General features: G+C 72.7%; 22 protein-coding genes. 9 read left to right on the top strand and 13 right to left on the bottom strand.

Going from position 1 to position 19,069, the window contains the following annotated elements; genetic code table 11:
* Positions 1 to 88 precede the first annotated feature (88 nt).
* Entirely contained in the window at positions 89 to 1,123 is a 1,035-nt protein-coding gene (locus BUS84_RS10030; RefSeq protein WP_074310766.1) for a LacI family DNA-binding transcriptional regulator, read from the bottom strand.
* Positions 1,124 to 1,254: 131 nt separating this feature from the next.
* Here BUS84_RS10030 and BUS84_RS10025 point away from each other — a divergent pair, with 131 nt between their 5' ends.
* The 4 genes from BUS84_RS10025 to BUS84_RS10010 all read left to right on the top strand — a co-directional run bounded on the left by BUS84_RS10025 (position 1,255) and on the right by BUS84_RS10010 (position 5,694).
* Complete coding sequence (locus BUS84_RS10025) at positions 1,255 to 2,211, top strand: LamG-like jellyroll fold domain-containing protein (protein WP_208869566.1); 957 nt, start codon at positions 1,255 to 1,257, stop codon at positions 2,209 to 2,211.
* A gap of 37 nt (positions 2,212 to 2,248) precedes the next feature.
* Positions 2,249 to 4,351: a PQQ-dependent sugar dehydrogenase gene (locus tag BUS84_RS10020; protein ID WP_244298460.1), complete on the top strand. Its 2,103-nt coding sequence runs from the start codon at positions 2,249 to 2,251 to the stop codon at positions 4,349 to 4,351.
* A gap of 168 nt (positions 4,352 to 4,519) precedes the next feature.
* A complete protein-coding gene (locus BUS84_RS10015; protein ID WP_074310762.1) occupies positions 4,520 to 5,005 on the top strand; it encodes a molybdenum cofactor biosysynthesis protein in 486 nt (161 codons plus the stop codon).
* 140 nt (positions 5,006 to 5,145) lie between these two features.
* Positions 5,146 to 5,694: an SUKH-4 family immunity protein gene (locus BUS84_RS10010; protein WP_074312434.1), complete on the top strand. Its 549-nt coding sequence runs from the start codon at positions 5,146 to 5,148 to the stop codon at positions 5,692 to 5,694.
* 40 nt (positions 5,695 to 5,734) lie between these two features.
* Here the strand turns inward: BUS84_RS10010 and BUS84_RS10005 are convergent, their stop codons facing one another.
* Positions 5,735 to 6,139, bottom strand: a complete 405-nt coding sequence (locus BUS84_RS10005; RefSeq protein WP_244298459.1) for a nuclear transport factor 2 family protein — start codon at positions 6,137 to 6,139, stop codon at positions 5,735 to 5,737.
* 164 nt (positions 6,140 to 6,303) lie between these two features.
* Between BUS84_RS10005 and BUS84_RS10000 the strand changes: the two genes are divergently transcribed.
* Positions 6,304 to 7,848, top strand: coding sequence for a PP2C family protein-serine/threonine phosphatase (locus tag BUS84_RS10000; protein WP_074310760.1), 1,545 nt, complete (start codon positions 6,304 to 6,306; stop codon positions 7,846 to 7,848).
* 10 nt (positions 7,849 to 7,858) lie between these two features.
* On the opposite strand, the gene BUS84_RS09995 is transcribed toward BUS84_RS10000, so the two are convergent.
* The 4 genes from BUS84_RS09995 to BUS84_RS09980 form a co-directional block, all read right to left on the bottom strand.
* Positions 7,859 to 8,287: an ATP-binding protein gene (locus tag BUS84_RS09995; protein WP_084757311.1), complete on the bottom strand. Its 429-nt coding sequence runs from the start codon at positions 8,285 to 8,287 to the stop codon at positions 7,859 to 7,861.
* Positions 8,287 to 8,619, bottom strand: a complete 333-nt coding sequence (locus BUS84_RS09990) for an STAS domain-containing protein (protein ID WP_074310758.1) — start codon at positions 8,617 to 8,619, stop codon at positions 8,287 to 8,289. Before BUS84_RS09990 ends, BUS84_RS09995 begins: the two co-directional genes overlap by 1 nt.
* Positions 8,620 to 8,825: 206 nt before the next feature.
* Positions 8,826 to 9,158, bottom strand: coding sequence for a nuclear transport factor 2 family protein (locus tag BUS84_RS09985; RefSeq protein ID WP_074310756.1), 333 nt, complete (start codon positions 9,156 to 9,158; stop codon positions 8,826 to 8,828).
* 159 nt (positions 9,159 to 9,317) lie between these two features.
* On the bottom strand, positions 9,318 to 10,124 hold the full coding sequence (locus tag BUS84_RS09980; protein ID WP_074310754.1) for an SAM-dependent methyltransferase: 807 nt from the start codon (positions 10,122 to 10,124) through the stop codon (positions 9,318 to 9,320).
* A 170-nt stretch (positions 10,125 to 10,294) separates the two neighbouring features.
* Here BUS84_RS09980 and BUS84_RS09975 point away from each other — a divergent pair, with 170 nt between their 5' ends.
* Entirely contained in the window at positions 10,295 to 10,681 is a 387-nt protein-coding gene (locus BUS84_RS09975) for a DUF2267 domain-containing protein (RefSeq protein WP_074310752.1), read from the top strand.
* A 242-nt stretch (positions 10,682 to 10,923) separates the two neighbouring features.
* On the opposite strand, the gene BUS84_RS39765 is transcribed toward BUS84_RS09975, so the two are convergent.
* The 6 genes from BUS84_RS39765 to BUS84_RS09960 all read right to left on the bottom strand — a co-directional run bounded on the left by BUS84_RS39765 (position 10,924) and on the right by BUS84_RS09960 (position 14,862).
* Positions 10,924 to 11,595, bottom strand: a complete 672-nt coding sequence (locus BUS84_RS39765) for a ricin-type beta-trefoil lectin domain protein (RefSeq protein WP_074310750.1) — start codon at positions 11,593 to 11,595, stop codon at positions 10,924 to 10,926.
* Positions 11,568 to 12,500, bottom strand: coding sequence for a PQQ-dependent sugar dehydrogenase family protein (locus tag BUS84_RS39760; protein WP_244298458.1), 933 nt, complete (start codon positions 12,498 to 12,500; stop codon positions 11,568 to 11,570). The genes BUS84_RS39765 and BUS84_RS39760 overlap by 28 nt, the downstream gene beginning before the upstream one ends.
* 231 nt (positions 12,501 to 12,731) lie before the next feature.
* Positions 12,732 to 13,058, bottom strand: a complete 327-nt coding sequence (locus BUS84_RS39755; protein WP_244298457.1) for a hypothetical protein — start codon at positions 13,056 to 13,058, stop codon at positions 12,732 to 12,734.
* A gap of 158 nt (positions 13,059 to 13,216) precedes the next feature.
* A complete protein-coding gene (locus BUS84_RS39750; protein ID WP_244298456.1) occupies positions 13,217 to 13,564 on the bottom strand; it encodes a PA14 domain-containing protein in 348 nt (115 codons plus the stop codon).
* Positions 13,565 to 13,573: 9 nt separating this feature from the next.
* Positions 13,574 to 13,756: a hypothetical protein gene (locus tag BUS84_RS39745; protein ID WP_244298455.1), complete on the bottom strand. Its 183-nt coding sequence runs from the start codon at positions 13,754 to 13,756 to the stop codon at positions 13,574 to 13,576.
* Between the two features lie 254 nt (positions 13,757 to 14,010).
* Positions 14,011 to 14,862: a copper resistance CopC family protein gene (locus BUS84_RS09960; RefSeq protein WP_084757310.1), complete on the bottom strand. Its 852-nt coding sequence runs from the start codon at positions 14,860 to 14,862 to the stop codon at positions 14,011 to 14,013.
* A 102-nt stretch (positions 14,863 to 14,964) separates the two neighbouring features.
* Here BUS84_RS09960 and BUS84_RS09955 point away from each other — a divergent pair, with 102 nt between their 5' ends.
* Genes BUS84_RS09955 through BUS84_RS09945 form a run of 3 tightly spaced genes read left to right on the top strand, consistent with a single transcriptional unit; the run spans position 14,965 to position 17,621 of the window.
* Positions 14,965 to 15,438: a cupredoxin domain-containing protein gene (locus BUS84_RS09955; protein ID WP_074310746.1), complete on the top strand. Its 474-nt coding sequence runs from the start codon at positions 14,965 to 14,967 to the stop codon at positions 15,436 to 15,438.
* Between the two features lie 5 nt (positions 15,439 to 15,443).
* Positions 15,444 to 16,784, top strand: coding sequence for a hypothetical protein (locus BUS84_RS09950; RefSeq protein ID WP_074310744.1), 1,341 nt, complete (start codon positions 15,444 to 15,446; stop codon positions 16,782 to 16,784).
* A 60-nt stretch (positions 16,785 to 16,844) separates the two neighbouring features.
* A complete protein-coding gene (locus tag BUS84_RS09945) occupies positions 16,845 to 17,621 on the top strand; it encodes a nucleotidyltransferase (RefSeq protein ID WP_074310742.1) in 777 nt (258 codons plus the stop codon).
* Here the strand turns inward: BUS84_RS09945 and BUS84_RS09940 are convergent.
* Positions 17,618 to 19,012, bottom strand: coding sequence for a dihydrolipoyl dehydrogenase family protein (locus BUS84_RS09940; RefSeq protein WP_074310740.1), 1,395 nt, complete (start codon positions 19,010 to 19,012; stop codon positions 17,618 to 17,620). The two genes, BUS84_RS09945 and BUS84_RS09940, sit on opposite strands and share 4 nt — an antisense overlap.
* Positions 19,013 to 19,069: the final 57 nt, after the last annotated feature.

The raw sequence follows: 19,069 nt of genomic DNA, 5'->3' as shown, positions 1-19,069 counted from the left end.
TCACGGGTGGGCGGACCCCTCGACGGTGCCAGAAGCGGAGCAGCCCGGTGCGGCATTGCCGCCGAATCCGACCGACCGCTCGGCCGGATCAGGCCGGCGGCACCGGGCCGGTCGAGTCGCGGACGACCAGCAGGTGCCCGGTGGAGCGGCGCCGGGGACGCGCCGAGCGGGGCTTGAGTGCGAGGCTGAGCGCCGTACGGCCCATCTCGGTCATCGGCAGCCGGATGGTGGTGAGGCTCGGCGCGAGGTCGGCGGCCACCGAGACGTCGTCGAAGCCGACGACCGACATCCGCCTGGGCACCGGAATGCGGCGGGAGCGCAGCGTCGACAGCACTCCCATGGCCATCGCATCGTTGAGCGCGATGATCGCGGTCGTCTCCGGGTGTTCGTTCAGGATCTGCTCGGTGACCGTCCGGCCGCCGCCACGGGTGAAGTCGCCGTGCACGACGGCGAGGTCGGCCGGGGGCAGCCCGCGCTGCCGCAGCGCCGACGAGACGCCGGCGAGCCGGTCGGCGACCGTGGTGAGACCGGCGCTGCCCGCGGCGACCGTGATCCGCCGGTGACCGAGATCTATCAGGTGGTGGGCGAGCGCGTTGCCGCCGGCCTCGTTGTCCGGCAGGACGGCGTCGACGCCGAGCGCGTGCCGCCCGATCGCGGCGACGCGGCCGCCGTGGTCCTGGAACGCCGCCAGCTCGGCCCGGGCCTCGGCCTCCACCCGCGGGTCGTCGTACCCGGAACCGCTGATCAGGATGATGCCGACCCGCTGGGCGATGAGGTGGCGCAGCTGTTGCAGCTCGTAGTCGGGGTCCCTGCCGGACTGGCAGATCTGCACCAGCAGCCCCTGCTCGGCGGCGAGCTGGATGACCCCGCCGGCGATCTCGGAGAAGTAGGGGTCGTCGACCTGGTGGACGATCAGGCCCACGGTGGAGCTGGCGCCGCCAGCGAGTGTGCGGGCGTACGGGTTGGCGACGTACCCCAGCTCGCGGGCGATTCGGCGGATCCGGTCGGCCACCTCGGCGCTGACTCCGTCGCGGCCGGCGAGGGCCCGGGAGGCGGTCGCCAGCGAGACGGCGGCGCGTTCGGCCACGTCGACGAGGCGCGGCCGCTGGCCAGCCCTGGGCATTCGCAACTCCCCGGCACATCCATGTCACCCGATCTATTGCCAGTGACGCTGATCGAAGCCTAGGGTACGTAAGCGCTTACGTAAGCGCTTACGTAACCGGCACCGACGTGCCGCGAAATGAGGTGAACGCGATGTCCAGGGCCAGACGAGCCGCCGTCGCCACCGTCTCCCTCCTGGCGATCGGCGCACTCACCGGCGCGGGGGCGCCCCCGGCGCAGGCGGACCGGAACGGCCCGTCCGACGTCCACCCCGCCCTGCGAGGGCATTTGGTCGCCGCCTACGACTTCGACCACCCGGTGCCGGGCGACCCCGCGCTCGAGCGCGACCAGGGCCGGTCCGGCACCGAGATCGAGCTGGTCAACGGCGGTGCCGCCATGCGGGTGCGGGACCACGCCTACCGGGGCAGCGGCAACGCGGTGCAGACCCGGCAGGTCGACCCGGCGGTGGCCGGCAACGACGACTGGAAGGCCGGCACCTGGTCGGCCAGCGGGGTGCGCACCCTACGCGCCTTCAGCGCGACAGCGGGCACCACCGTGATGGGCTGGTTCAAGCTGGAGATGGACAGCCCGCTGCCCAACTCCACCACCCCCGACCCGAACGACCGGTACAACGCCATCGGACTGGCCGGGGTGCTGACCGGCGACTCCGACGGCCACGGCGTCCGGGCCCTGCTGGAGCTGATCGACGTCAACGGCGAGCTGCGCCTGGTCGCGCTCGGCCGTCGCCTCGACGGCGGCAACTCGCAGACGTTCGCGGCCAGCCAGGACTGGCGGGACCTGCTGCCGGCGGGGGAGTGGGTGCACCTCGCCGCCACCTTCGACTTCGGCACCGGCGCCCTCGCCCTCTACCGGAACGGGGAACCGGTGGAGGGTTTCTACACCCGCACCGACGACCCGTGGCTCGTGGCCGGGCCCGGCCCGCACGTGACCACGGCCTCCGACCCCCGGGGCATCAAGATCGGCGGGAGCTTCCCTCAGGACACGCTCGAGCGGAACCCGTGTGACTGCCGCATGGACGGCCTGATGTTCCTCGACAGCGTGGTCTCCGCGAGCGACGTGCGGAGGCAGTACCGCCACCTGGCCCGCTGACCACCCTCGGCACCGTCCCACCGAGAAGGAGACACGCGTGCTCATCCTCCACGACAGCGCCCGCAGGATCCGCAGATCCGTGTTGACGGCCGGCCTCACCGCCGTCGTGCTGATCCTGTCCACCGTGCTCGCGACGCCCGCCCGGGCCGCCGACGCGGTCTACGACCCGGTCCCCGAGATGCCGATCCAGTCCCGGCTCGGGCTGGTCCTCAGCGAGTACGCCAGCTTCCCGCAGTCGCACCCGAACCCGGCCCCGACCGATCAGCGGCTCATGCGTACCGCCCGGATCAACACCATCATGGAGGTCCCCGACGGCTCCGGCCGGCGTGCGGTGCCCGACCTGAACGGCAGCCTCTACCTGGTCGAAGGTGGCGTGCCGCACGTCTACCTCGACGTGGCGGCGACCTTCGCGCCGCAGTTCTTCTCCGGCCGTGGCCTGGGCCAGGGCTTCGGGTACGTCGCCTTCCACCCCGAGTTCGGCGCCAACGGCCGGTTCTACACCATCCACACCGAGCTGGCGTCGGCGACGACCACCCCGCCGGACTACGCCCAGGCCGGCACGATCTACCACGGTGTCATCACCGAGTGGACGGCGACCGACCCGAGCGCCGACACGTTCGCCGGCACCCGGCGGGAGGTCCTGCGCATCGGCTTCGGCGGCCAGGTGCACGGCATCCAGGAGATCAACTTCAATCCCACCGCGAAGCGCCACGATCCCGACTACGGCCTGCTGTACCTGGCGGTCGGCGACGGCGGTCTGGGCGTGCGCAACACCGACCCGCAGAACCTGGGCATGCCGCACGGCAAGCTGTTGCGGATCGACCCGCGGGGCACCACCTCCGCCAACGGGCGGTACGGCATTCCCGCCACGAATCCCTTCGTCGGCCGCGCCGGCGCGCTCGGCGAGATCTACGCCGTGGGCTTCCGCGACCCGCACCGCTTCAGCTGGGACCGGGCGACCGGTCGCATGTATCTCGGGCACATCGGTGAGCACGCCATCGAGGCGATCTACGAGGTCCGCGCCGGCGACAACTTCGGCTGGAGCGAGCGCGAGGGATCCTTCGTCTTCGACAAGACGGCCACCAACCCCTGCGACCGCCTCTTCCCGCTCCCCGCCGACGACGACCGGTACGGATACACCTACCCGGTCGCCGCGTACGACCACGACCCCGCCGCGGACTGGAACTGCACCGCGGACGTCGGCGTCGCGGTGGCCGGCGGCTTCGTCTACCGGGGCCGCGCGCTGCCCGCGCTGCGCGGCAAGTACGTCTTCGGCGACCTGGTCGACGGCCGGGTGCTCTACACCGAGGCGAACGAGATGCGCCGCGGGCGGGGCCTGGCCCCGATCCACCAGCTCGCCCTGTTCAACGACGCGGGCGCGCCGGTCCGCATGCGGGACCTCTCCGGGCCCGGCGCGCCCGGTGACCCCAACCGCGTCGACCTGCGCTTCGGCACCGACGCCGCCGGCGAGCTCTATGTGCTCGCCAAGGCCAACGGGAAGGTCTGGAAGGTCACCGGCACCCGGGTCTTCGCCAGCGGCGACGTCGGGAACACCACCCTGCGCCGCACCGCCGGGGCATCGAACTGGGCGCCGGTGACCCCGGCGAAGTGGCAGTTCACCCACGACCAGGTCATCCTCGCCGAGGCCGGGGTCAGCCGGCCGGGCCCGCGCCGGCCCTTCGAGTACGCCGTGCTGACCGCCGGGCCGGCCTGGTCGTCGGTCGAGGTCGAGGCGCGGGTACGGCTCGACACACCGGTGGAGGTCACCAACCGGGACGTGATCGTCGTCTTCGGCTGGCGCTCGGACACGGAGTTCTACTACGCCCACCTCTCCACCGACAACACGATCTACCCGCACAACGGCATCTTCAAGGTCGACAACGCCGACCGGGAACGCATCGACCACCAGTGGAACGGCCGGTCGCGCGGCGCCAACCCGGCGATCACCGATGCCGACTGGCACCGCGTACGGGTCGTGCACCTGCCGGCGACCGGCGAGATCGCGGTCTACGTCGACGGGCGACGGGACCCGCTGATGACCGCGAAGGACAGCACCTTCGGCTCCGGGCGGGTGGGCTTCGGCTCGTTCGACAACGTGGGCCGGCTGCGTAACCTGACCGTCACCGGCACGCCGGCCTGATCCGGTCGCGGGGGCGGCGGCGAATGATCGACTCGGGTTCGGCGATGTCGGGGTGTCCGAGCGTCGGGGATGCTGCGATGTCGCCGATCCGCAGTGGATCGCCGCCGATATCGGCCCGGAATGCCGAGCCGGCCCGGAGGGCGCCGTCCGGTTCGTAGAATCGCTGCCATGCCGCAGATCGTCGAGTTGTTGGCCTCGCCCGTGCACCGCTTCCTGGGCCGGCCCGCCGACGGCCCGGCGCCGGCCCCGCCCGGTGAGCTGGTCGACGTGGTGCGGATCCGGGCCGGCCTCGGCATCGTCGGCGACCGGTACTTCGGCCAGCCGGCGCACCGCGACGCCAGCGTGACGGTGATCGCCCAGGAGTCGCTGCCACCCGGCATCGGTCTGGCGGAGGTCCGCCGCAACGTCCTGACCACCGGCATCGCGGTGGACGAACTGATCGGCAAGGTGCTGGTGCTGGACTCCGGCGACGGCCCGGTCAGCCTGCGGGTGAACCGGGCCGCCCGCCCCTGCGCCTGGATGGACGTCACCGTCGGCCCGGGTGCGTGGAAGGCGCTGCGCACCACCGGCGGCATCCGCTGCACGCCGCTCAACGACGGGGTGCTGCGGATCGGCCCGGTCGACGCCACCGTCGAGCGGGCGCCCGCGTCGTAGCGCCGGATGCAGGCGAGTCAGGTCCTCCGCGGAAGGCGCCGAGGTCCACAATGCATATCTGGGACAGGTACTGACCGGACGACAAGGATCTGACCGACCGGCTCAGCAGCTGTCCCCCGATCCGAACAGAGGTGGTGACATTGACCCCCGAGCTGCACCAGCTCATCGAGGAGCTGCGGGCCGACCTGGCCGAGGATCAGCCGGCAAGCCTGGGGTACGCCCAGTTCGGCGACGGCGCTGCCACCGACGCCGTGCCGGCGGACCTTCCGGCCGACCTGCGGGACCTCCTGCTGGTGGCCGACGGGCTGCGCGCCGGCCGGCTCGAGCTGGCGTCCACGTCCACCCTCGCCGGCATCCAGTACCACCTGGACTACGCACCGGACTTCTCGTCCATTCCGGAGGACCGGGCGGGCTGGCTGGTGATCGGCACCCGCAGCGACGAGCCGATCCTCATGGATCGTGGCACCGGCGCCATCTGGTACTTCCCGCCGACCGGCACCGAGTGGTTCATGTCGGACGCCTTCGAGGAGCTCGCCCCCGACCTGGATTCCTTCGTGCACTACTACCTGCTCGGCCCGGGCTACGCCGACCTGACCCCCGCCGACGACCAGTGGTTCGCCTTCCTCGACCAGCAGGGCCTGCTCGACGACGAGTCCGACGGTGACGCCGACGCGAGGGACCGGCGGTGACCGTCACCTGAGCTGGTGGCGCCGGCGACCACCCGGCGGGTCAGACCGGGCTGATGTGCGCGGCGAGCACCCGCCAGCCGTGTGCGTCGTCATGGATCCAGGTCCGGGTGTACCGCAGGCGAGCCGCGAACGGCCCGCCGTCGAACACTCCGGCCACCCGGCCCAGGAAGAACGTCACGCCGGTCGATCCGACGACGAGCAGGTCCAGCTCCTCCTCGACCAGTTCCTCGATGACCGAGGTCCGGTCCCGGTGCGCGGCCAGGTCCTCCCGTTTGGTGTGCTTGCCGCCTTGCGGGCCGATGGCGATCAGCTGGTCGACGAGCAACTGGTCGAGGGCCGCCACGTCGCCGGCCCGCTGCGCCGCCTGCAGGGTGCGCTCGGCATCGAGCAGTTCCGCCTCGCGTTCGCTGTCCGGCATGGTGCCGTCCTCCTGATCGGGGTCCACCCGGGGCCACCGTCCACCGGGGCTGTTCGCATTGTGGCAGCCGGCGCGGCCCGAGCGGGTGCGGATCGGCCGGCGGCGGGTCGCACCCGGCGTCGGGCGCGTGTCACCTCGCGCCGACGTGACGGATGTGGGCCGTGAGGCAGTCGGTGGCTAGGCTGCTGGGCATGGCGGACCAGGTCGGGCGGGCCACGGACGCCGCCGGGGCGGCGCGGCCGGTCGAGGCGGTCGTGCGGGAGATTCTGGCGGTCGTTCCGGCCGGCTGCACGTGGCTGCTGCCGGTGCCGGACGACGGTCGGCCGGTCGGGGACTTCCGGATCGCGGCCACCAGCGGCCAGGGCTACGACATCTACGGCCGGGGGACCGAGCGGGTGGGCGCGCGGCTCACCGAGCTGTATCCGAGCATGGTCGACGGTCCGCTCTGGCGGCTCTACCTCGACGTGCTGGCCACCGGCTCACCCGGCCGGATGGCCGACTTCCGGTACGTGGAGAAGCGCGTCGGCGTCGTCGCCGACTCGCTGTTCGACGTGCACGTGCACCGGGTGCTCGGCGGCCTGCTGGTGGCCTGGCAACGGCTCGACGAGGACCTGCGTCGACTGGAGCGCACCGAGTTGCTGGGCAGCCTCGGTTGGGCGGATTACGACCTGGCCAGCGGAGTCAGCCAGTGGTCACCCGGGATGTACCGGATCTTCGAGCGCGACCCGGCGTTGGGCCCGCTGTCGCGAGCCGAGCAGTCCGCCGCCGTGCTCCCGGACGACGACATGCTGCGCGAGGCGGCCTGGCAGACGCTGGACAGCGGAGCCTCCTCGGACGTGACCGTCCGGTTCCAGCCGGCGGGCGCGGTGAAGTACCTACGGATCCTCTCCGACGTTTCCCGGGACGCGGACGGCACACCGTTGAAGATCCACGCCGTGGTGCAGGACGTGACGGCCAGGGTGGACTCGCGGACCGCCATCGAGCAGCTCGGTGACCAGTTGCGGACCCGGGAGATGACGGCGCTGGCCGAGCACCGCCTTGCCGGGCAGTTGCAGAACCTGATCCAGCCGGTGCCCCGGGCGCCGTTCCCGCTGGCCGGCCTGGAGGCGATCGTCAACTACCTGCCGGCGGAGAGCACGGTGCGGGTGGGCGGGGACTGGTACCACGCGCAGACCCTGCCGGACGGGTCGGTCGTGCTCGCGGTCGGTGACGTGGCAGGTCACGGGCTGAACGCCGCCAGCGGGATGGCGCATCTGCGCTTCGCCCTGGTGGCCTGGCTGTCGATCGGCATCCATGACCCGGCGGTGCTGCTCGGGCATCTCAACCGGCTCTGCGGTCAGCTCGCGATCACCGGGACCGCGGTGGTCGCGGTCTACGACCCCGAGACCCGGGTGCTTCGCTGGGGGCGCGCCGGGCACATGGCGCCACTGCTGTCCCGCGCCGGCGAGACCGGCCCGCTGGACCGGCCGCCGGGCCTGCTGCTGGGCGCCGACGGCGACTCGGTGTACCCGGTGCTCACCCCGCGACTGCGCCCGGGCGACCTGCTGCTGTTCTACACCGACGGGCTGGTGGAGCGGCGCGCGCCCGAGGAGGACCGGCTGGAACAGGTGCGCTCGATGCTCTCGGCGTTCTCCGCCGCGCCCGGGGAGCAGACCCTCGGCCGGCTGCGTGACCTCCTGCACCACCCCAGCCCGGACGACGACACCTGCACCCTGGCCGTACGCGTGCTGTCCTGAGCCGCCCGGTTCACAGGCCCAGCCGGAGCCGCACCACCGTTCCCTCCGGCTCGGTCAGCACGGCGACCTCGTCGCAGACCTGCTCGACGATCGCCAGCCCTCGACCCCGTACCGCGTCGGCGGGCGGCATGTCCCGGCCGAACGCTCGCGCCGGCGGCCCCTGGTCGATGACGTCGCAGAACAACTGGTCCGCCTCGGCCCACAGCCGGACCCGGCCGCCGCCGGTGGTGTGCTGCAACGTGTTGGTGGCCAGCTCACTGACCGCCAACGTCAGCAGCTCCACCCGGTGTGGCGGCAGGCCCCGGGCCAGAGCCCCGGTGCAGACGAACGCGCGTAGCGCTCGCAGGTCGGTCGCCACCTGGTACGCCATCGAGTCCGGAGCCTGGGCGGACGCGGACTGCTCGGCCACGATCCGGGTCTCCCGCCGGCCGGCCGACATCAGCCCGCCAGCCGTGGGTCGTCGGCGGGCGGGCGCAGCAGGGTGCCGACGCCGGTGATGTCCAGCACGGCGGCGACCGGCCCGCTGGCGTTGACCGCGTACAACCGCCGACCGGCCGCGCGGGCGATCTGGTGGGCGGTGACCAGGCTGTGCAGACCGGTGGAGTCGAGGAAGCGCAACCCGCCCACGTCGACCACGACCACGGGCGCGCCGCGGACCGCCGCGGACAACACGGTGGTCAGCTCCTCCCGGGTGGCGAGGTCGCACTCGCCGGACAGCGTGACGACGATCCGGCCAGGTGCCGTGGACGTCCGGGCCTCGAAGTGCGCCATCGGGCAGCAGCACCTTCCTCGTCGTGACAGCCGTTTGTCGGCACATCATGCCACCCTCCGGCCCGCCGGCTGTGTCCTCCGTCCGGCGACGTTCGGCAGTTGCCGTGCCGACTCGAAGGGGATCCCCGGCGGCGGCCGGGCTCCACCCGTCGCCGACGCCCCGAGCTGCGCCGGGCAGGGTCACGGCGCAGGGGGCGAATCGGTCGCTACGGGCGGATGTCCAGGGCGCCGATCAGGTTGTCGCGCAGCGTGAACCGGTACCGCAGCTCGACCGGGCTGCCGGGAAAAGTGCCCGACACCCGGGCGAGGACCAGGTACGAGTCGCCCGCCTGCGGCGTGACCGTCAGCGGCTCCACCGAGTACGAGTAGGCCTCCATCGTCCGCTGCCGCCAGGCGCGGATCGCCGCCCGTCCCTCGTGCAGCCGGTCCTCGTCGGCCACGGTCGCGGTGTCCGCGAAGCAGGCGACGAAGGCCTCCGAGTCGCCGTCGTCGACGGCCCGGAAGTACCGGTCGATCACGTCGGGCAGGTCGACCGCCATCTGCTCCTCCTGCGGCGTGGGCCACCGTCGGGCAGCCGAGTTCCCCGTTCGACCTCACGGTACGAGACGGCGCCGGTGCCGCGCGGAGCAACCAACAGACCCGTCCTCGCGGTGTCCCACGCCGTGAGCGGCCGTCGGCCGCTCACGGCGTGGCGCGGGTCAGGGCTTGCGGCCGACGGCGCAGTAGCCGTCCAGGTCGGCCGGCGGGCCGTCCTGCTCGGGCCGCCAGTGGGTGAACGGCACCAGGCCGGGCTCGACCAGCTCCAGGCCGTCGAAGAACCGGGCGATCCGCTCCGGGCTGCGCAGGTGGTACGGCAGCGCCCCGCTCTCGTTGTACTGCCGGTGCGACTCGACGACCGCCGCGCTGGTGTCGGTGCCGTCGGACAGCGCCAGGTAGCTGCCGGACGGGACCGCGTCAAGCAGCGCACGGATGATGGCGACCGCCTCGTCGTCGTCGCCGACGTGGCCCATCACCCCGAACAGCAGAACCGCGACGGGCTGGCTGAGGTCGAGGTGCTCGCGGGCCTGTCCGAGCACCGCCTGCGGGTCGTGCAGGTCGGCGTGGATGTACCGGGTCAGCCCTTCCGGGCTGCCGACCAGCAGCGCCCGCGCGTGGGCCAGCACCATGGGGTCGTTGTCGACGTAGACTACCCGGCTCTGCGGGTTGACCCGCTGGGCGACCTGGTGGGTGTTGTCGGCGGTGGGCAGCCCGGTGCCGACGTCGAGGAACTGCCGGATCCCGGCTTCGCCGGCGAGGAAGCGCACCGCGCGGGACAGGAACGCGCGGGACTCGCGTGCCGTCTCGATCATCGCGGGAAAGAGCTCGCGGACCTGCTCGCCGGCCAGCCGGTCGACCTCGAAGTTGTCCTTGCCGCCGAGCCAGTAGTTCCAGATCCGGGCCGAATGGGGGACGCTCGTATCGATCTTGGTGCCGTCGGTGGCCGGGAGTGGGGCGGTTTCTGCCACGGGCGTCCTTCCGCTGGGGGTGGGGGAGAACACAGAGGACAACCATGCTCGCACAGCCCTCCGGTCGGTAAAGCGGACACCCACGCCCGCCGGTACGCACCGGGGCCGGTGCCGGGTTTGCCGTCGGTGGGTCCGGGTAGCCACGCATCTCCGGAACGAAGGGCGGGGGCATGGCCGAGCTGGCGTTCGTCGACAAGGTTGCGGCACGGGCGGGCGTACCGCGCGAGCAGGCGCGACTGCTGACCGAGGCGGTTCTGCGTACCCTCACTGAGCGGCTCAGCGGCGGGGAGGCGGCCGCGTTGGCGCCCCACCTGGCCGCCGAGTTGAGCCCGCTCCTGGTCGCGGCGCCCGAGCCGCCCGAGGCGTTCGGCTACGACGAGTTCCTGCGGCGCGTCGCCGACCGCGCGGGGACCGATCGCCCCACCGCCGAGCGGGGCTCTCGGGCCGTGCTCCAGACGATGCACCGGGTGGTCGGGCACCGGGAGTTCGAGGACGCCCTGTCCCAACTCCCGGCGGACCTCAAGGAGCTGGCGCAGCCGCTGCCGCAGGGCCCCTGACCGGCCCGCCGCGGCCGTGCGGGCACGCGCGGCGGGTCGCACCGGGGCAGGATGGCGGTGCGGCAGCGGTCACGGTGGAGGTACGGCCGGGGCGCTTGCGGGTTCGTCGTCGCCGGTGACCGGGGTGCTGGCCGGTGCGCTGGCGCTGCACGGCCTGGTCGCCGACGATCTGCACCGGGCGGCCCGGAGCGGGGCCTGACCGGTTGCGGTCAGACCCCGCCCCACGCCCGGCGGTCGGGCAGCTACCCGCCGTTGACCACCCACTTCTGGTGGGCGCCGCCCGCGTACGTGCCGATCTGGATCTGGGTGCCGTCGGCGGTGCCGGCGCCCGTGGCCTGCAGCACCTTGCCCGACTGCGGGTTGCGGATCGACCCGTCGGCCTGCGGCTGCCACACCTGCGAACCGGTGCCGTTGCAGGTCCACAGCTGCACCTTCGTGCCGTCGGCGGTGCCACCGTTGTCCACGTCCAGGCACTTGCCCAGGGCCCGGTAGGTGTCCCCGATCCGGCTCCACGTCTGCGCGGCGGTGCCGTTGCAGGTCCATAACTGCACCTTCGTGCCGTCGGCGGTGCCCGCGTTGTCCACGTCCAGGCACTTGCCGCCGACGCCGGTGATGCTGCCCGACCCGCCACCGGTGCTCGCGTACACCTCCAGCTCGTAGATTCGCGCGGCCGGATCGCTGGTGCTGGTCGGCGCGGTGATGGCCAACCGCACGTAGCGCGTGCCGGGTGCGGTGACGTCGTGCGTCGTGGTGCTCGCCGTGTTGCCGGTGACCGTGGCCCGGGTGGTCCAGGTGGTGCCGTCGGCGCTGGAGGCGACCGTGAAGTCCCGGGTGTTCCACGCGGTGTTCTCACCGCCGGCGCCGGCGTGCTTGACCACCACCCGGTTCACCGCGTGGCTGGCCCCCAGGTCCACCTGGAGTTACTTCGAGGTGCCCTTCGAGCACCACTTGTCGCCGTTGCCGCCGGCCACGCTGCCGTTGACCGCCTTGGCCGGGCCCTCGGTCGCCGAGCAGGAGCTGTCCGCGGTGGCCGCCTTGTTGAGCGCCAGGTTGGTCCCGCCGGTCGGCGGCGGGGTGACGCCTGGGATGGCGTTGAGCGTGTACCACGCTTCGGTGCTCCACAGCGACTGCCGGTGGTGGAGGTGAACGGACGTGGCGAGCGCAGGTAGACCACGTGGCCGGCCTTGCGCCCGTTGACCGCGAGGGTGACCTTCTTCCCGTCCGCCGAGAGGGTCGCCGAGGTGACGGTCAACGTCTCCTCGTCGATCTTCGGGCCGCCGTAGCTGGACGTCGCCTGGTACCGCCACTGCTTGATCTTGTAGTGCGCGGCCAGGTTCGCGGCGGTCTCCGCGGAGACCGGCTGGGTGTACTCCACCTCGAACCCGGCGGTGGTGGCCCGCATCGCCAGCATCTCGAAGGTGGTGGCGCTGTTCGGGGTCAGCTTCTGCAGGCCGTACGACAGCTTGCCGGTCTGGCCCCAGTTGCCGCCCGCGCCGAGCCCACCGACGTAGATGGCGCCGTCCGGGCCGACGTTGACCTCGGAGACGCCCGCCTCCAGGCCCTGGGTGAGCCGGAACAGCGCGCCCTGGTACTCGCCGTTGACCTTCTCCAGGTTGGCCCGCTGCAGGCCGCCGTAGGTCACGTCGCCGATGACGAACTGGCCAGCGTACCGGCCGCTGGTCAGGTACAGCGGGGTGCTGGGCGAGTTGGAGATCTCGTTCTGCGGCATCCAGAGCACCGGCGGAGTGACCGGGTTGGCGTCGAACGGGCCGGCCGGGTTCATGTAGTGGTTGAAGAACCGGCCCTGCTTGACGTGCACCAGCTTGGACGCGGGCAGCCAGCCGCCCTGGTTGTCGGTGACGAAGATGCCGCCCTCCGGGCCCCACCCGATGCCGTGTGGCGTCCGCAGCCCGCCGGCGACGTAGCTGACCGCGCCGGTGTCCTTGTTGACCTTGAGGGTGGTGCCCCGGTTCGCGGCCGGCTGCGGGTTGGTGGTCGCGCCGCCGGAGTTGATCGAGACCGACAGGTTCAGGTAGAAGAACCCGTCCTGTTAGAGCAGGCCGAACGCGAACTCGTGGAAGTTCCCGCCGTACGGCCAGGTGGCGACCGTCTGGAGCTGGTCGGCCACCTCGTCGCCGGTGGTGTCCACCAGCCGGGTCAGCCGGTGCTTCTCCGAGACGTAGACCACCCCGTCGACGATCTTGAGCCCCATCGGCTCTTTGAGGCCGCCAGCGATCTTCTTGGTGGTCACGTTGCCCGGCCCGGTCGTGCCGCCGGTGTTGTTGAGAATCCACACCTCGCCGTCCTGGGAGGTGCCGGACTGGTCGCTGCCGCCCCAGGTGGAGATGACCAGCCGGCCGTCGGCCAGCCAGTCCATCCCGGTGACCTTCGGCTGGAAGCCGGTGGGTCGCAGGTTGGTCAGCGTTTAGCCGGGGTGCACACCGGTCAGCGGCAGGCCGTCGCCGGGGGAGTCGGTGACCCCCTCGCACTCCTTGCGGCCCGGCGCGGTCACCCGGACCACTCCGGCGTCGGTGCTCAACGCCGAGTTCGGCACGACCACGAAGGACGACGAGCCGGGCGTCTTCCACTCCAGGGTGATCTGCTGGCCACCCTCGCGCTCGAAGTGGTCGATGCGCAGCGGGTGCAGCCCGGCGGTGAGGGTGACCGTGCCCTCCTTGGGCGGGTCGCGCCGTGCAGGCCGTCGTGGTTGATGACCACGGAGTTGTCGATCGACAGCTTGGATCCGTCGTCGCTGCTCAGCCGGAACGTGTAGCTGCCGGCCTGGGTGGTGGTGATGTTGCCGAGCACCTGCGAGACGAAGTAGTTGTCGAAGCCGAAGTCGGCGGTCGACGTCCAGTTGATCGTGGACATCAGCTTGTCCACGTTCGGGGTCTACGCGGGCTTGAGCGTGCAGATCTCGGAGAGCGGCACCTGCACGTCGAAGACGCGCAGCGTGACCCCCGGTTCCTGCTCGGGGGCGGCGCCGGCCGGGTCGGCCCAGAAGCCGGCGGCGAGGACGAGTGCGAACGCACCCAGGACAGGACTGCGGAATCGGCGCAGCAGCCGTGTGCCCATCGTTCCTCCAAGGGGGATAGGAGTGCCGACGGCCGGCGTGGAGCAGTGGTGGGGTGGTGGCCGCCGGCCCGGTTCCGAAACGTCCTCGACGCCGACGAGTGATGATTCGGAAACGCGAGGTTGATGGGCGAGACATTAAGGTGTCTCGATTGACCTGTCCATGCCTTCGCATCGATACATCAAAAGTTCCCGATGTCCGTACGAAAGTTCGTGGTGGTACGCGTGGAATGCCCCCGCGCGAAGGTGTCCGGGCCCTACCGGCGCCCGCGCCGGGCCGGACCGCCGGACCGGTTGCCAGGCTTGCGGGCCGGGGTGCCGGGTTTACGGGGCGGTCCGGCGGCCCGGCGGGTCGACACGGCCGTGCCACGCGCCGCGGGTCGGCGGCGCGCCGCCACCAGCACGACGGCGGCCACCACCACGACGATCAGGCCCGGCACCAGCCAGGGCGGCAGCCCACCGCCGGGCCCTTCCTCCGTGGCGCCCGCCGGCTCGTTCGCTGGGGCGCCGGTCGCACCCGCGTCGGGGCTCGCGCCCGCCGCGTCGGGGCTCGCCGACGGGGTGCCCTCGACCAGGGCGAGCAGGGTGGGCGCCGGGCCGTCCGTGGGTGGCGTCCACCCGGCCGGTGCCGCCGTGCTGGGCCCCTGGTAGTCGAAGGTGACGCTGCCCCGCACCGCCTCACCGTCCGAGGCGACGGAGAGGTAACTGGCCGTGTACCGGCCCTTCGCCGGCCAGTGCGCGACGGACACCATGGCCGGGAAGCCGGTGTGGTACAGCCGCGGCTCGAAGACCCCGTTGACCATGAAGTACTCCTGGACCGGCTTGTCCAGCCGCTTCGGCTCGCTGTACGACCAACCGCTGTCCACCCGGGACCCGGTCGGCCCGGTGACGGTGAAGTGGGCGTTGGAGGCCGGCTTCTCGGTGAAGTACAACCCGAGCTGTGTCAATGGCTCGCGGACCACGGTGCCGGTCAGCGGGGTGGAGGTCGCCAACTGGCCGTGCGCGGACGCCGGAGCGGCGGGTAGCAGCAGTGCCACAACCAGGGTCACGGCCAGCGCCGCCACCGCTCGGCTCAGGAGGTGACGGGCAGTGACGAGCGTCGATCGCATCCGTTCATCATGGTCATTTCCCCGCCGCCGAACAAGACGTAGAGTTCTCCTCCCCGACGATCAGTTCGACACCCGTCCGCCCGCGTCGTTCGGAGTCCGCCCGTGTTCGTCCGTGCCCCCGGTTCCCGCGTTCCCGCCGTTCTCGCCACCGGCCTCGTCACCGCCCTGCTCGCCACCGGTTGCGGGCAGGACAGCGACCCGTCCGTGGTCACCCCCTCGACGCCGCCGACGGCCGCCGCGCCGGCGACCGCCACCGCGGCGCCGACCCCGTCGGGGAGTCCGACACCCAGCGCCAGCCCCAGCACACCGGCGGTGGACCGGCGGATCACCGTGACGATCGCGAAACGGCGGGTCGATCCGCCGACCGGACGGGTCACCGTGGGTAAGGGCGAGCTGGTCCGGATCACGGTCACCTCGGACGTCTCCGACGAGTTGCACGTGCACGGCTACGATCTGGGCGCCCGGCTGCCCGCCGGCACACCCGGGTTGGTGGAGTTCCGCGCCGACAAGACCGGGCTGTTCGAGGTGGAGACGCACGAGTCCGAGCTGGTGCTGTTCCAGCTCGTCGTCCGCTGAGCCCCATGACCGGCGCGTCGGCGGTGCTGGCGCACGGCGTCGGTGGCCGCCAGGACCTGCCGATCACGCTGCCGCAGCTCGTCGTCGCCGCGGCCCTCACCTTGGTCGTCACGTTCCTCGCGCTGGGCCTGCTCTGGCGCGAGCCGCGGCTCGACCGGGACGCCACCGGCGGACGGCCGGTGCCCGAGCCGCTGGCCCGACTCGTCGACGCCCCCGCGTTCCGGTGGGCACTGCGCGGGCTGGGCCTGGTCGCCGCCGGCTGGTTCTGCCTGGGCCTGCTGGTCGGGCCGGACACCCCGGACAACCCGACGGCCGGGGCGCTCTACGTGCTGCTCTGGGTCGGGCTGGTGCCCGTGTCGCTGCTGCTCGGCCCCGTCTGGCGGGCGGTCAACCCGCTGCGTACAGTGCATCTGCTCGCCGCGCTGGTGGCGCGCCGGGACCCGGAGCGCGGCATCCGCGAGCTGCCGGCCGGCCTGGGGCTCTGGCCGGCAGCCGTCGCCCTGTTCGGGTTCGTCTGGCTGGAGCTGGTCGCACCCGACCGGGCCACGCTGCCGGTCATCACCGCCTGGCTCGCCGGGTACGCCGTGGTCATGCTGACCGGGGCTGCGCTGTTCGGCGCGGGCTGGTTCGACCGGGCCGACCCGTTCGAGGTGTACAGCGCACTGGTCGGCCACCTCGCCCCGGTCGGCCGGGCGGCGGACGGCCTGCTGGTGTGGCGCAACCCGCTCGACGGGAACGCCGGGCTGCGGCCACACCCCGGGCTGGTCGCCGTGGTGATCGTGCTGCTCGGCTCCACCATGTTCGACAGCCTCTCCAACGCGCCGGCCTGGCTGCGCTTCACCCAGGAGAACGGCCTGCCCCCGGTGGTCACCGGCAGCGCCGGGCTGACCCTGGTCATCGCCGCCGTCGCCGCGGCGTACCTCGCCGCCACCGGTGCGGCGACCCGGATCGGCCGCGCCGGGCCCGGCGACGCCCGAGGGCTGCCCGGCGAACTCGCCCACTCGATCGTGCCGATCGCGGTGGGCTACCTGGTGGCCCACTACTACTCGCTGCTGATCCTGGAGGGTCAGCGCACCGTCGCGCTGCTCTCCGACCCCCTGGACACCGGCGCGAACTGGCTCGGCACCGCCGGCTGGGAACCGCACACCGGCCTGGTCACCCCGTCCGGGGTGGCCACCCTCCAGATCACCGTCATCATCCTCGGGCACCTGCTCGGCACGCTGCTCGCCCACGACCGTGCCCTGTACCTGTTTCCCCGGGCCCGGGCCGTGGCCGGCCAGCTCCCCCTGCTGGCGCTGATGCTCGCCTACACCGTCGCCGGCCTGCTGCTGCTCTACGCCGGATAGGGCCACCGCCGACCGGCGACCCGGTTCCGGGGCGGTGCGACCCAGGAGCGAGGATGAGGCGTGGATTTGGATCTTCGGCGTTACCTGGACGAGCTGGTCGACGCCGCCCGCGACGTGCTCGGCGACAACCTGGTGGGCGCGTACGCGGCCGGCTCGGTGGGGCTCGGCGCGTACCAGGCGGGCCGCAGCGATGTGGACGTGGCGCTGCTCTGCGCCGGGCCGCTGACCGAGGCCGACAAGCGGGCGCTGGTGACGCGGCTGCGGCACGAGGCGCTGCCCTGCCCGGCGCGCGGGCTGGAGCTGGTGGCCTACCGGCGGGAGGTGGCCGCCGCCGGCAGTCCCGAGCCCGGCTTCGAGGTCGAGCTGAACACCGGGTCCGGGATGCCGTTCCGCTGCACCCTCGACCCGGGCGACCGGCCGGCGGCCGACGGCCGGTTCTGGTACGGGCTGGATCGCAGCATCCTGCACCAGAGCGGGCTGCCGCTGCTCGGGCCGCCGGCGGGGGAGGTCTTCGCCGACCTGACCCCGGCGGACCTGCGCCGCCTGCTGATCGAGGCGCTGTCCTGGTGGCTGGCCCTGCTGACGCCGCCGGACGACCGACCCGCGCCCGGCGCGGAGGACGCGGTGCTCGGCGCCTGCCGGTCCCTGGTGCGCCACCGCGACGGCGTCTGGCTGTCCAAGGTGGCCGCCGGGCAGCGCCTGATCGACGCCGGCGACCCGGCCGAGGTGATCGGCCGGGCGGTCGCCGCGCGGCGCGGTGGGCCGCCGCCGACCGGAACGCAGGCGCGCGCCTTCCAGCGGCGGGTCCGCGCCGAGATCGCTGGCCAGCCCGACTAGCGGACCGGGCGGGACTGGAGCGAGGCGAAGAGCAGGTTGAGACCCTCGGCCATCGTCGGATGGGTGATGATCGCGTCGCGCAGGGCGGTCCACGGCATCCCGCCGAGCATGGCCAACTGCACCGAGGTGATCACCTCACCGGCCTCGGCGCCCAGCAGCGCCACGCCGAGGATCTGGTCGGTTTCGGCGTCGACGACCGCCTTCCACGTCCCCTCGGTCTGGCGCAGGGTGCGGGCCCGGGGGATCGCTGCGACCGGCAGGTGGGCCACCTGGACGTCGTACCCGGCGCGGCGCGCCTCGGTTTCGGTGACACCGACCCGGGCCAGCTCCGGGGTGGTGAAGATGGTGTACGGGATGAGCCGACCGGCGGTGCTGCGCCGCTCACCCGCCAGGTTCGCCCGGATGATCCGGTAGTCGTCGAGCGAGGCGTGGGTGAACTGCGGGGTGCCGGCGACGTCCCCGGCCGCCCAGGTCCGCTCGGCGCTGGTACGCAGGTACTCGTCGACCGCCACGAAGCCACGGTCGTTCACCTGCACGCCGGCGGCATCCAGGCCGAGCCCGTCGGTGACCGGTTCCCGGCCGACCGCGACCAACACGTCGTCCCCGGTCACCAGGCTGCCGTCGTCCAGCGTCACCCGGACCGTGCCGTCGGCGTTGCGGTCGATCCGGGCGACCGTCATCCCGGTGCGCACGTCGATGCCGTCGTCGAGCAGGATCCGCGTCACCGCGTCGCCGACGTCGGGATCCTCGCGGGTGAGCAGCCGCGGGCCACCCTCGATCAGCGTCACCGCACTGCCGAACGAGGCGAACATCTGCGCGAACTCCACCCCGACGGTGCCACCGCCGAGCACCACCAGTCGGGCCGGCAGCCGGTCCAGGTGCAGCAGGGTGTCACTGGTCAGCACCGACGCCTCGGCCAGCCCGGGCACCGACGGCAGGTGCGGGCGGGTACCGGTGTTGATCACCACGTCGGCGCCGCGCAGGAGCCGTTCGCCGCCGTCGGCCAGCGACACCAGTACGGTCCGGGGGCCGACGAACCGGGCCTGGCCGATCACCAGGTGCAGGCCGGACTCGAGGAACTGCTGTCGGTTGGCGGCCACCATGCCCTCGACGACGTCCTGCTTGTGGGCGCGGAGCAGGTCCACGTCGACCCGGCCGCCCTCGACCACCAGGCCGAGCGCGGCCGCGCCGCGTAGCTGGCGGGCCGCCCGCGCGCTCGTCACCAGCGCCTTGGTCGGGATGCAGGCGACGTTGATGCAGCTGCCGCCGATCATGCCGCGTTCGACCATCGCCACCCGCCGTCCGGACCGGGCGACGTCCATGCTCAACGTCTTGCCGGCCTTGCCGCCGCCCACGACGAGCAGGTCGAACTCCTCCGGTTGGTCGGTCACCGGGTGCTCCTCTCGGCCGCCGGGCTGGTGCCGCCGGCCGTGGCGGCGGCCAGACCA

Origin of the sequence: Micromonospora cremea, assembly GCF_900143515.1 — a bacterium.
Classification (GTDB): Bacteria; Actinomycetota; Actinomycetes; order Mycobacteriales; family Micromonosporaceae; genus Micromonospora; species Micromonospora cremea.
The sequence above is the reverse complement of the archived record's forward strand: the minus strand, read 5'-3'. Positions and strand labels throughout refer to the sequence as shown.

Excerpts from the sequence above, each read along its gene's own strand:
- BUS84_RS10025 (WP_208869566.1), top strand. The coding sequence starts at position 1,255 with ATGTCCAGGGCCAGACGAGCCGCCGTCGCCACCGTCTCCCTCCTGGCG.
- BUS84_RS09990 (WP_074310758.1), bottom strand. The coding sequence starts at position 8,619 with ATGGCGCACTTCGAGGCCCGGACGTCCACGGCACCTGGCCGGATCGTC.
- BUS84_RS10030 (WP_074310766.1), bottom strand. The coding sequence starts at position 1,123 with ATGCCCAGGGCTGGCCAGCGGCCGCGCCTCGTCGACGTGGCCGAACGC.
- BUS84_RS10000 (WP_074310760.1), top strand. The coding sequence starts at position 6,304 with ATGGCGGACCAGGTCGGGCGGGCCACGGACGCCGCCGGGGCGGCGCGG.
- BUS84_RS09975 (WP_074310752.1), top strand. The coding sequence starts at position 10,295 with ATGGCCGAGCTGGCGTTCGTCGACAAGGTTGCGGCACGGGCGGGCGTA.
- BUS84_RS10015 (WP_074310762.1), top strand. The coding sequence starts at position 4,520 with ATGCCGCAGATCGTCGAGTTGTTGGCCTCGCCCGTGCACCGCTTCCTG.
- BUS84_RS09960 (WP_084757310.1), bottom strand. The coding sequence starts at position 14,862 with ATGCGATCGACGCTCGTCACTGCCCGTCACCTCCTGAGCCGAGCGGTG.
- BUS84_RS39755 (WP_244298457.1), bottom strand. The coding sequence starts at position 13,058 with ATGGACTGGCTGGCCGACGGCCGGCTGGTCATCTCCACCTGGGGCGGC.
- BUS84_RS09995 (WP_084757311.1), bottom strand. The coding sequence starts at position 8,287 with ATGTCGGCCGGCCGGCGGGAGACCCGGATCGTGGCCGAGCAGTCCGCG.
- BUS84_RS39745 (WP_244298455.1), bottom strand. The coding sequence starts at position 13,756 with ATGGGCACACGGCTGCTGCGCCGATTCCGCAGTCCTGTCCTGGGTGCG.
- BUS84_RS09985 (WP_074310756.1), bottom strand. The coding sequence starts at position 9,158 with ATGGCGGTCGACCTGCCCGACGTGATCGACCGGTACTTCCGGGCCGTC.
- BUS84_RS09950 (WP_074310744.1), top strand. The coding sequence starts at position 15,444 with ATGACCGGCGCGTCGGCGGTGCTGGCGCACGGCGTCGGTGGCCGCCAG.